General features: G+C 48.6%; 9 protein-coding genes. All 9 read right to left on the bottom strand.

Going from position 1 to position 12,346, the window contains the following annotated elements:
* Window positions 1-65: 65 nt before the first annotated feature.
* From BMW71_RS02640 to BMW71_RS02605, 9 genes are read right to left on the bottom strand one after another with little or no spacing between them, the layout of a single operon-like run.
* Entirely contained in the window at window positions 66-2,702 is a 2,637-nt protein-coding gene (locus BMW71_RS02640) for a hypothetical protein (protein ID WP_092169079.1), read from the bottom strand.
* Between the two features lie 11 nt (window positions 2,703-2,713).
* Complete coding sequence (locus BMW71_RS02635) at window positions 2,714-5,398, bottom strand: hypothetical protein (RefSeq protein ID WP_092169076.1); 2,685 nt, start codon at window positions 5,396-5,398, stop codon at window positions 2,714-2,716.
* 9 nt (window positions 5,399-5,407) lie between these two features.
* On the bottom strand, window positions 5,408-8,581 hold the full coding sequence (locus tag BMW71_RS02630) for a baseplate J/gp47 family protein (RefSeq protein ID WP_143057531.1): 3,174 nt from the start codon (window positions 8,579-8,581) through the stop codon (window positions 5,408-5,410).
* Between the two features lie 5 nt (window positions 8,582-8,586).
* On the bottom strand, window positions 8,587-8,997 hold the full coding sequence (locus tag BMW71_RS02625) for a GPW/gp25 family protein (protein ID WP_092169070.1): 411 nt from the start codon (window positions 8,995-8,997) through the stop codon (window positions 8,587-8,589).
* A 19-nt stretch (window positions 8,998-9,016) separates the two neighbouring features.
* A complete protein-coding gene (locus tag BMW71_RS02620; protein ID WP_092169067.1) occupies window positions 9,017-9,310 on the bottom strand; it encodes a PAAR domain-containing protein in 294 nt (97 codons plus the stop codon).
* A gap of 7 nt (window positions 9,311-9,317) precedes the next feature.
* Window positions 9,318-11,063, bottom strand: coding sequence for a type VI secretion system tip protein VgrG (gene vgrG / locus BMW71_RS02615; protein WP_092169064.1), 1,746 nt, complete (start codon window positions 11,061-11,063; stop codon window positions 9,318-9,320).
* 1 nt (window position 11,064) lies between these two features.
* The gene (locus BMW71_RS02610; protein ID WP_092169061.1) at window positions 11,065-11,748 is read right to left on the bottom strand and encodes a CIS tube protein; all 684 of its coding nucleotides are present in this window, start codon (window positions 11,746-11,748) and stop codon (window positions 11,065-11,067) included.
* Between the two features lie 5 nt (window positions 11,749-11,753).
* On the bottom strand, window positions 11,754-11,903 hold the full coding sequence (locus BMW71_RS23650) for a DUF5908 family protein (protein ID WP_174238267.1): 150 nt from the start codon (window positions 11,901-11,903) through the stop codon (window positions 11,754-11,756).
* Entirely contained in the window at window positions 11,903-12,346 is a 444-nt protein-coding gene (locus BMW71_RS02605; protein ID WP_092169058.1) for a phage tail protein, read from the bottom strand. The genes BMW71_RS23650 and BMW71_RS02605 overlap by 1 nt, the downstream gene beginning before the upstream one ends.

Genomic DNA, 12,346 nt, shown 5'->3' with positions numbered 1-12,346 from the left:
CAGAACTAGGAAAGAAGCCCATGAGGGATCAATCGTCAGCCGGAACTTAGACGATTGGTCCCTTTTCATAACCGTATTTTTTCTTCGATCGTATCAATTACCCGCCTCCTTCTACCAGTCGCCGGTCCTTCGATGTACACATCCACCCGGTCCGTCCACTCACTCAGCAGGCGTTCCACCGTCCTCCGATCCGATTCCCTGGCCAATACGATAAATAGGGAAGCCTTTGTCGCTTGCTCTTTTTCGTGGAGTTTTGCCCGGAGGTTCAGAAACCTGAATAGTAGGTCGTTGGTGTTGGTCGTATTCCGGTATTCGTTGATCATTTCAATACTAGCCCAACTCCCATTTGCCCAATCCCCTGTCAGGTACAATTGGTGGTCGATTTCCGCCGTTGCCAGTTCGGCTTGAAGAGGGCGGATTATCCGCTGCAAGGAGGCCGGTAAATCCTGAAAACCTTGCGGAATACGGGGCTTGTTTTCGCCCGTAAACCGGGAGTCCGTTTTCAATTGTTCAATCAAACGGTACCATTCCTTCCACTTACCTTTATACGCACCGTAGTCGTCGTCCTTATCCAGCGGTGCGAATTCTTCCTGCAGTTGCAGGTAGGTAGAAGGACGATACTTTCGTACTTCCTCGCAGCGAACGGCCTGGAGACGAAAGGTTTGATCCGATTTGACCATGCCGTCTTGTGTGTACGTATACAAGGGACCATTTAGATTAAGGGTAGTATCGGCAAAGCTGATTTCGTATTGATCGTCATAGGCCCGGCTAATCACCAACCGTTTCAATGATTCATCAAAGTCGAATACCAAACCATTCGGAAACCGTTCGTTTAGCGCCTCGGTAACGGCGTGCATCCGCCGATTGAACAGATCCTCCAGGGGTATGAGAAGGGTAACCGGACCCGTAGTCAGCCGATGGCCGTTTATTTGGTAGTCCTGAACGACCAGGCGGTAATGATCGGGTTGTAATCCCGACCTGCGCCTGCTTCCCTTAAGGCTTCGGGCAAGGTTATTCAGGTATTTCAGGCTACTGATCCAGGGGTACGAACATGCAGCTACACGGATGTGTCCCGGTCCCGAAGATGCCTGTCGTTCTTCCACCCTGTAGTCCAGGGACAAATCGCCAATCACACGGTTTTCATTGCTGAGTAGAACATAGGTGCCTGATTTGGGAACACCCCCCATCGACTTCAAGGAAGAGTGCGCTTCCATAAAACTCCTGAAATCGCCAGGATTGACCGACAGGTCAAAGTGGTAAACCGTGAACTCCAACCCAAACTGATTTACCATCGAATGAAGGGACTGAAAGGTATTTTCGGCATTTGTGTTCAAATGACCACCCACGAGGTACCGATCCACGTGGGAATCCTCCATCAACAACGGATTGCTGCCGATTCCGAAGTGATAGCTTACCGGTACATGTGGCCAATGCCAGCTTTCTGCCAAATCCGGATTGTTTTGGTAATAAAAAGGTATGGCGGGAAACCGCCCATCTGGATGCATGCTTCCACTGGGTACGATTCGCAATCCTAAATTTTCTTCCAATTCGAAAGAAACCAACAACTGGTGAATTTTTTTCACAAGCGCATTGACCTTCTTGACCTGTTCAGCATAACCTGCTGAAGGCGACGGATAGCGTTGGTGGCGGTAGGATTCGTCACCCAATTTCCCCAACAAGAGGTGTTTGGGAAATGCATGCAGTTCCGGGTTCGGCCATCCATCAAGTCGCTTCAATATCCTAAAAAGTTGGTTGAATACTTCCAGCAAATCCCTCATCAAAAGGTACCGGTACTGATTGAATTGGTAGCCAGCTTCTTCTTCAAAACTAAAATGCTCAAGGAGCAATTCATCGAATTGACTTTTTAAAAGGCTCCGTATTTCCTCGTCAAGCACGAAGCCAAATTCAGCCAAAACCAGATTAACCGCGGCCTGGAAATCCGCAACGGTATTTCCCTCAAAAATGGCCTCCCGGTACACGCGGTCTAGCTGCAGAAGGGAAAGGGAGTTTTCTTTCTGGTGCACTACTTTTAGCAATTGAAGCGGGGAAAGTGCCGCAAGTGCTTCCCGCGTATTTCGTTCTCTTAAAAACAAGGGATCCTGACCGATCAGGTATTCCAATTGAACTTCATCCATCATCAGGAATCGCATCTGACTCACTTGCTCGATTCCTTGATTGTCACAATTGATGTCCCCGCAAATATCCTGGGGTTTGGGATAGCACTCCAGGTACAAAAGAAAAACCTTGTCCTCCCAACCCGGCAATTCGCTCAGGGGTCGGGCTTCTTCTTCCGTGGCTGCGCACAATTCCCAAAGAGGCATTTGGTCTCCATCCGGATAAAAATAAGGGGTATAGGAGGCCTTTTCGTCCGAAAATTCACGATAGTGCGTAAAGGTCAACTCGGAAATAGCGATCGTGTTTTCTTTGGGACGGGTTTCCGGAACCGCCTCATGGAGTACCAAAAGGTCTCCATCGGTGGTCAACCCTACACCCTGGCTAATCCGGATCACCGGCGTTTCTTCCGAGGTTTCCAGGGAGAGGGACAAGCCGTGAAAAATCCCCGCTCCATGAAGGGCCAACCGGGAGAGACGGTCCTGATCCTCAAAATAGGATATGGACTCGTTGAGCTGGGTGTGGGTAAGCACCTGATCGGGTTTGTATCGCCGGTAATTGTAGATAATGGAACTCAGCTTGTTTGACATGGCCTATAGAGTTAAATGGTTCCTAAATTCGTTCGTCCTATAATTATGGTATCGCGAAGGGCATTGCTTTCGTCTTCCTTTTCGCAATTATAAAGGGTACCGGTAGGGTAAATGGACCGCAACTCGGCAAGAGTTTGTATAAACGCTTTGTGCGCCGAATAGCTTCCCTGGCTTAAACCCACCAGAAAATCCCTGTATGCTTCTTCAAATTGGGCCAACTGGTCCGGTTGGTCCTGATTTCCGGTCTGAGGCTTGCCAATCCAACAAATTTTGGCGAGTACATGGGCCGGCAGCTCTTCCCGTATCAGGTTTTCCAGATAATCCCGAAAATCCCGGTCCGCAAACCGAAAGGTATTTCCCGGCAATACTACCGTAACTCTAAACGAATACGGGTCCAGGCAGGAACCTGGCTTACAATCCGCCTCGCAAAAGGGCAAAAAGGTTTTTTCCTCCCCTCCCTCGGGATTAAAATCCGGCCGGGTCAAAATATTTTCCACCAAAAACATCCCTTCGTCGTCAAACTCCAGGTCCATAAAATCCTTAAATGCCAGCAAAGCAGCAGGAAAGTTTGGAAAGGAATAATACCGGTACTGACTGGCAATGATGTAATCGGGAGAAGCGGCATCCTGCACGGACGGATCAACGATGCTGAAAGAAAACCTGCCAGAGGGAGAAAGGGTCACACGAAAACAACCTACCGAAAATACGTCTTCAGGGATCCCTTCAAGGTCCTGAAAATACCGCTCCAACGCTTCTTTCGGAAAAGCTTTTACCAATTGAATGGTCAGGTAAATCTCCTGATGGGCGGCCGTTCGGCTTGGATAGTCATCGGTAGAGCTAAGCAATACACTTCTACGCTGGTCACGGATTCTCCAGCGGTACACGGCGTTCCCTTCTGCATTGGTAAGGGGATATATTTCCACAAACGACCGGGCCAGATTTTTTCGCATAAATTTGCGAACCCCTGCCAATAATGCTACCCGCCTCTCAAAGCCGGAGGTATTGGTCGTATTCCACAAATTTTCAATTGGTTGCCGGTAATAGTTCATTGCCGTTGCCCGGCTTGAACTAAATGATCCGTATTCCTTTAAAAAATGGGCTTTTGTGTCCAGTACTTGCTGATTGACTCCAGACCCATAAATCTTTTTCATTAGAAAGGCATAATCGCTGAATTTCTCGGCAAACCTGGCCAATAGGTGATCCTTAATTTTTTGGTTACGGGCATTGGCCTGATCAAACGGTGAAAGCAGGCTTTCCTGAAACGATTCGTCGGCATACATATCGGGCAAAAATCCCTCCTGATCTCCGATATCGGTAACTGCTTGCGAAAAATAGGTTTTCTCAGCGGTGGTAAACACCGATAACAGGGATTTAACCTGGGACACGTGTTTGAAATAGCTAGCCAAAATCTGGTCAAAAAAAGTCAAATACGCTTTAAACTGTTTGACTTTGGCCTTTTGCTCCACGGATGCAGATTCCGGCAGCCCTATAGGCCCTACCCCGTACACCTCCGGAAAATCGTTGCGAACGCTAAAAAACTCACCCAATGCGTAGCTTTCGGGTTGGGGAAACGGATAGGTTTTGCTTCGTTCCTCGTATTGCTTGCGGTATTGTTCGTTTTGCAACTCGTTTTTGATGGTGCGCACCCTGTCCTCGTCCACATTTACCGGAAGTAGGCCTTTGTAGAAATTAAACTTGCTAGAATCACAAAGTTTAGGTTTTTTGCCGGGATCGATCGGTACTACCCAAGCGCCATTATCGCCACTTTCGTCACAGGTATTGATGCGAATATCCCGGACGAAATTCACTCCCGGTACATTCATGATCAGTTGGATAATATCCGATTGGCGGACCTCCGTACGCAAGGTTGTTTGCTTGACTTCCTCCGGATCTAAAAATCCATGTTTCAGCAAGGGACCTTCTACTATCTGATCGGTGGGATATCCTTTTTCCAACATTTCCCGAAATGAATAAAAACGAAGATCGGGAGCGAAATACTGTTCAATATTCCATTGAATGGTGGCTGAAATTTGCTCTTCGTCGGATTCTGGCGCTACGTCAATGACTGCACAAACCTGAATTTGATGGGGCAATACCTCGGACACTTCTACCAAATCCTCGCACAAATTTCGATGAGCATGATACAGCCTGAAAACTTGTTTTTTAATTGCTGCAAGCGATACACCAGGTTCCAAATCCAGCAAAATATGGTACAGTCCCTTTAATTCAAAAGACTGCCGGTCCTTTTGGGCCAGTCCTTCCCAAATATCAGGCTGATAAGAAAGGATGTGGTTTTTGCAATCTGCATATACCGTTTTTGTGTAGGGATGCAACCAGCAGTTTCGAACCCCCTTCAAATCTATAAAAAGCATGCGGTAGTCCAACTCAGTCAGCGCTTTGCAGGGCAGCACGTCCGGTGCCAGATGAAAATGGTCGGATAGAAAATTTCGTTTGTCTCCATCGAAAATAAGGTCCTGAACGGGTAAGGAAAGCCGATATCCCAAATCCGTGATCGCATAGCTTAACACTTCCAGTAGGGTAATGCCTGGATCGTGCGTGTTGTAATCGGTCCACAGGGAATGGCTCATCTCCCGAATCATGGAGATGCCTTTTTCCCTCAAAAACTGAAAATCCAAATCGTCGTTGCCGCGAACATTTTTGGAAATGGGGTCATATGGGGTAGTACCTCTAGTCATGGATATCGGTTAACTCATTTCGTATAGGGAAATATCATGGGACTTGGCGGAGACCAGGATGTGCAGCGGGCTTTTGGGGAATAAATCTTCCTTAATCTCCACCCCATTTTTATACAGAACTGGTTGCTGAATAAAATCGACATAGTCAAGTTTTTCAAAAAAATAGATCAGTCCGCTTCTATTTACATAGCTACTAAAATCTATCGCCTGCCGATCACCGGTGGTCCACGGAGATAGAAACCCTATCAGCGCCTTTTCCATTTCATTCAAATAGTGAGCTGCATCCAGGCCGGGCTTGAACCGGACTTGTACCTTTACTTTGATTTCTTCATAAACGGGATTGATTACCTCAAGCTGTACCTGAGGAGCAGTTTTAAGCCGAAGAAAGGATGCGATGGCTGCCAGCTGGGCACCACTTAACGTTGGCTTGAATACATCGAATACGTTTTTGTTTACCGTATCGGGAACCACCACAAGCAGTACCTTTCCGGGAGCTAAAAAAGAATCAGGCGTACTGTGGTTCAAGCATTTTACCCGATAAACCTCGGGAAACTCCTGAAGCACCAGTTGCTCGTAATCCCAAAGAGATACCGCTCGGTTTTTGTGCCGCAACCGCTCACTTACCCGGGTATAAAATGCCCGATCGGATTCTTCGGCCTTGCCTCCGACGGAATTAAACGGCTGATAAACCGACTTAATTCCCGCTTTCCGCTCGACCATTTTACCAATACTTTCTGCCGGCAGCCCGTGCTTGAGATGCGCCAAATCGTTTCCACGGTTTTCAAAACGCGTTTTTACTGCCTGGGTGTATACGCCAAGCATTCTGCTGCTGGCATCGAAGGGAGCGGATGAGTGTACCTTAATCCATACCAAATCCCTGGACATTCGGTCATGGGAGTCAAATGCTCCTTCCGGCAAGGACACAACCAAAATACCCGAACGCAAAAAATTCTGTGTCTGGTTGGACACAATCTGCTCTTTGGTCAATAGTTGCCAACGATTGCCTGTCAGGACCTTCCATTGCAACGATGACTCTTGTGCAGAACCGGCATTGGATGGATTTTCGCTACCCTCAAGCACCTGAAACAGGAGCGAAAGCTGCTGATTTTTCTGCAGGTCTTTGATCCCCAAAAACAACTCTCCTCCCACTCCCGGAAATGCCAGCAAATACTTTTCCTCCAAAATGGCTGATGCGTCTCGCTCCATTGCATCTTCAAAATACCCAAAATCATCTCGGTGAAACAACGACAACTCCCCGGATTCCTCTGCAGAAAGAGAAAAGCTATGTTGGGTATCAAAACTGATTTCCAGGTTTTCGAGCAAGGGTGTATAGGGCTCGTTGGGGATGGGCGTTTCCGGTTGGTCACTGGCCATGGCCAGCGCATAGAGCCTGGGAAAAAGCTCGTGGAGAAAGGATTGCAATAACGTGAACTTTACTCCCCCACTTGCGGGCATACTGGTTTCTCCGGGTTTGGAGTTAATTTCGGATTCCAACACAAAGCTCCCGGATTTTTTTTCCAATAAGGTTTCCGAGGGCAGGTAGGTGGTCCAGGATTGCCCGTCTCCTACCGAAACGGCAGCCGAAAAAAACGCTTCGCTTTCTACAAGGAGATTTGGCGGGTCGGTATTGACCACTATCTGGTTGGCAAGCAGAGGCGCTTTCAATCCGCTCGGTTGCCATAGCAACGTTTTTACGGGGGGAGTAGCGGCTGAAACCGTCCGGAAATGTTGCGCAAGATAGCTGTCTTTACTCAAATAATCATTGCCCAAATTCCGGTAACCAAAATACCATTCCTTGAAGTCTTCCGGGGTGTTGGACCATGTTCCCCGTACCGTCACTTTGCTGGGAGATTTTTTCTCCCAATCCGGATACCGAATGTACCAGCTGCTGCCTTTGCGCGGAATACTTCCAAACGGTTGAAAAGGCTTCGAGGCATTGATTACGCCCAGGTCGGATTCCAGCGTTGGCTGCCGGATGCTGGTATTCCGTGTGGTGAGGTTGATTTTTTGAAGGGCTGTTTCGCTCAGGCCTTTAATCCAATCGTAGGCTTTTTTGGAGGCACATTTCAGGTCAAACCAGATCAACGGATCTCCCCCACCCGGACTCGGTCCATGAATTGCCTCCTGCGGAGCGGTTAGCGGGCCCAGGCTTTTTGGCAGGTAGAGAACCACTACCAGTCGGTTAGCAGCCACCGAACAAACCATTCCCTGTTTCGGATGATTGCTTGGCGATAGGGAGATCCATTCCTTTGCCCCCGTACAATGGCAGGAAAAAAGCTGCGCCACATCGGCGTCGGTGCCCTGAAAGGGAAGGTTTTTTTTGAATTCAAATTCAAAGGAAAGATACCTATCCGCGGCGTCCGAGGACCAAAGCACTGCCGCTGCTAGCCCAAAACCAAACGAGGCGTTTGGCAACGCAGGCCAATCCTTATCCGCCAGGGTATGGCCAAACGGCCACCAGCCTTGATTGGAGCGAAGAAAGGACGCACCGGTTCCATCCAGCGAATTTGCCACCTGACTAACCTTTACCTGTTTGCTTCTCCCGTCGGCAAACCGGTTTTTAACTTGCACTACCTGGGCTCGGTTGGCAGAAAACTCCGTGACGGTGCGGTAATGCCGACTAAGGCCTTTTTCGTCCTTCCCCCCGTCAAATGCGGTTCCGATCGGTAAGTGGACCGGTTGGTTTTTTGCCACTTCCACCACCACAAAGGCTTCATCGGGTGCAGCAGCCTTGTTTGGCAGATTCAGGACCGAGCGGTAATAAAAATCCAGGTGTCGCTTACCTATTCCGTTCATTCGTTTGCGGGAGTATTCCAGCAATTCCAGAAAAGCGACCAACACGGTAAGTTGAGGGGCTAAATTTCCAGATTCCGAAAACGCGGCAAGTTTATCCCGAAGGTTTGCTTTCAGTACTTCATAGGCACGAGTTCCTTTTTGGGGTACGTCTGCTATATCCAATAGCTCGGAGAAAAACACCTGCCAGGTGTGCACCGGTTGCCCCGAGCCGGAAACTGGCAAAAAGGGGATAAACTGCGCAAAATTATGGGCAAAAAAGATCCAGTCTTCCACATCCAATGCCATCAGGTCCAGGCTGTCCGGATTGAGGTCGGGCTGCTCCCTATCCTCCCGCGACCTGCCCTTCCGCCACAATATTCGCAATATGTTCAGGTTTTCAGGTTGCATGGACACTATATTCCGTTTCCTTCATTCAGGTAGTAAGGGTAAACCAGGTTACGTCGGGAGTTGGTACCCCGCACGGTGTAGCTGAGGTTGATAGTCAACTTGCCACGAATTAATTCATCTTCTTCAATTTCTATTTTTTCTACTTCGATCCGGGGTTCGTGGTACAAAATGGCGGTTCGAATGAGTTCCGATACATAGGTAAGGGTGGTGCGGTTCAGGTTATCGAATTGAAGTTCATCCAACTGGCAGCCGTATTTGGGCTGCATCACACGTTCACCCAATCGGGTGGACAGCAAGATCCACAAACTTTCCTGAATATCAGCCGTTCCTGAGGACATGTCCACCGAACGGGTATTTGGATTAAATGCAGGTGGAAAACTCCAGCCTTTTCCTAAAAATCCCATTTCTTCCTCCATGTCGTAACAATTTAGTTCATTAACCAATCAAAACTGTAGGAAGCCCAGCCACTATCGAGCCTCCGTGTGCCGTGGTATCCCCCAGACGCGCTGCAGGCATACCCGCTATTAAAACGGTCGCAGAGCCGGCTACAATCGCGTCCGGCGGACCCGAACAGGTGGCCATGTCTCCCACCTTGGCTGCGGGTAATCCCCCGATTAAAACCGTAGGCTCTCCCGGAGGCATAATGGGTCCACCTACATGGGGTGGACCACCCGGGTTCACCATCGGGCAAACGTGCATGTCGGTAATTCTGGCTGCTGGCATTCCCATTTTACGATCAGTTTATTCGTATCAACGATCCTTTCACGGTGGTTACGGCACTGCTGGATAAGGTGGACCCGGCCGAACCTTCCGCTGAAAATTCAGCCTGGGCAGCAATGTTCACGTTGCTCCCCTCCAAAATCAGATCACGGGCAGCCTTAAGTGTCAGGTTTCCCGAACTCTCGAAAACCATACCATCCGAATTAACTACCAGAGAATTTCCATGTTCGTCCGATACGGATATTTCATCGGCATCGTCGTCCAGGTGTAGTTTTTTTCCGGCAGGTGTTTCGAGGGTCAGGGCGCCTAGTTCATCGTCCACCAGGAGCTTGATACCTGTCCGGGACAGATACCCTTTTTGGTGATTGTCGTCACTACCGGGTATGGGGCTGGTATTTTTACTGCTATGCAAGGAACCCAATACTACTGCCTGATTTGGGTCTTCGTTGATAAAGCCCACAATGACTTCGTCTCCGATTTCGGGCCGAAATACGAAACCCCTTTCTTCTCCGGCCTCCAGAGAGGCCACGCGGCACCAAATCCCCTGCTCGGCATCGTTGATGATCGGAAGGGTAACCATGATTCGTTCTTCCGCTTCCGGGTCATCTTGCAGCTGAGAAACCTTTCCTACCTGCAATCCCTTCACAGCAGCGACAAGCCCTGAAGCGGCAGGGCCATGCAGGGGTACTTTTTCGGAAAACCATTGTGGATCCAATCCAAACTGAACATCGACGGTCCAATTTCCCCCAGCTAATTGGTGCAGCACTCCCGAAACATAGGCATTGCCTGAAAAACGGTCACCAACACCACTTAACGCAATTATTTTGCCTGGTACTACCTGAGAGATGCCCTGAAACTTAACCCTTCCTCTTACTTTCGCTAACTGCCGGATGAGCCAATTGGCATCTGCCCATTCCTGAAGACTGCTTTCCGAAATCCGCCCTCCGTTTTTCAATTCCAGCGGTCCGGTTCCCATTTTCTCTGCCAATTGACTGGCAGAAATGTTTCCCTGTAAACCCAGAGCCGGATCAGTACCTGTTATCTTCACCATCGATTGATCCGTCGTATTCCAGGCATAGGATTCCACGGATGAGAACTGGTTTCTGCCATCCATTTCTGCATCGAACTCCAGTATATTGGCTCCGAAGGTGGCTGTCTCCAGTATTTCCTGCGACAAATCAGGCTTTGCTACGAAAACCGTCCCGTCTTCTACCCGCACCACCATGCCGTTTGCCTGTGCCCGGGTCACTAGAAAATCCCAATCCGAACATTGATACTGGATCAATTCCGGATGTACATAGTCGATCGATTCTACCGCTGCCTGCAACCCGTATTTCACAATGAGCGCTTCCATGAGTTCGCTATCGGACTGTTCGTAATAATACGCCGAATTTCGGCCTTGTGTCATTTTGTAAGCGGGATCCCTGCATTCAATCAGCAGTTGCTGACTCCCATCGCGGATGCGTAACCGATGATTGACAATCAGTCCCTTGAACAAGCGTGCATTATCACTGTGGTACCCGGCCAATACTTCGATTTCATTGCCCGGCAAGAAGGTTTCCTCGTTGCTCAAGGGAAAATCCCTGTTGGGAACATCTCCATCCAATAGCGTAATTTTCGCGAATGGTATCCGGTTGACTTCTCTATGGACAAAAACGGACTCAATGTGAACGGTATCTGGAACCGATTCATCCCCGACTACGAGTTCCAGGGTTACCAGGTCGGCACTTCTTCCGGTTTGGATTACATCGTTATTGCGCATGTCATTGCTTTTGTAAGGGCGGGAAATAAATCGCCTGGCCCGGTTTTAAGTTCCTAAAGTTTACCAGTTTATTGGCTTTTGCCACCTCCAGGTAATAGGCCGGATCGCCATAAATGCGGTGGGCCATTAAGGGAAGGGTGTCACCGGCCTTAACCGTCCGGAAATGGGTAAGATCCGGAGAGCTATTGTTTTCTTTCGCTGCCCGCAGGTTGTCTTCTACAAATCCCTTAAATTTGGCCTTTGCCAACGCACGAAGGGGGGTACCATCAGCTCTAAAAAGCTTAAACTCCAGCGACATTTCGGTAAGGCAACCTTTAAACAATAGGCTTCCCCAGGATATCAGAACATAATTCGGCTTGTGCTCTTCGCCATTGTAGTCCAGCACCACTTTCTTAAAATGTTCGATATCGTCAATAACTCCCGCTTCTATCGCTTCCTTTCCTGGTACGATCCCGGTCCGGTCGAATAAAAAATCAAGATCAAGTTCTTCGGGAAGTTTTTTATTAAACCGCGTAGGCGCAGCACTGGTACCCGGTGCCTGATCTTCATTTTGGTCAATTTTGTAGCGGTACAGGTATTTCTCCGGATTCAACAAGGTCGAAAACTCTCCCCCAGCCACCTTTTCGTTAAACTCCGGGTCGCTGTAGGCCACTACTTTCAACTTTTCCAGTTTTCCTTCATTCATCGCTATTACCGTTCTTTTTGAAGTTTGAGTAGTTCCATAACCTGTTCTACGCAGAGCGCCACCAGTTCCTCTTTACCCGCACCTTTTCCTGAATTTTTTTTCCCAGGCTCATCCACGTGAATTTTTATGTGCAGTTCTTTTATTTCTATGGGCATTAATCGAGAATTTTAAAGTATTGGTAAGAAAATTCCAGGGTTTCGATCACCAGTTTGCTTTCCTCGGCATTAAAATCACCCACCACCCATTTTACCGGAAACGCGTGCACAACATTCCAGGTGCGAAGGGGTTCATGCGTCTCGTTAAGCAGGCGAATGGTCAGGTTTTTTGGAGAAAAGGCAAACGATTCCATGGCATCCCTGCACCATTGAATCAATTCAGAATCCATCGCCATCCCACGTTTTAGAACCAAATTGGGATACTTGGTCCGAACCGGGAATTTATGCTTAAACCTGTTTTCACCGCCTTCGGCGAATTCTTCCGTTTCAAGGTCAACTGTCAACCCGGAAACAGATTGGAACTGGGTATCTGCTTCCTCTCCTTCGAGTCCGGAAAAATTAACGGAAAAATGGAATCCAACCGGAGGGTACGTCATCGCCAT

The sequence above is a fragment of the Cyclobacterium xiamenense genome (genome assembly GCF_900109255.1).
In the GTDB taxonomy this organism is placed as follows: Bacteria; Bacteroidota; Bacteroidia; order Cytophagales; family Cyclobacteriaceae; genus Cyclobacterium; species Cyclobacterium xiamenense.
Note: the sequence above shows the minus strand (reverse complement) of the source record. Positions and strands in the feature narration are given on the sequence as shown.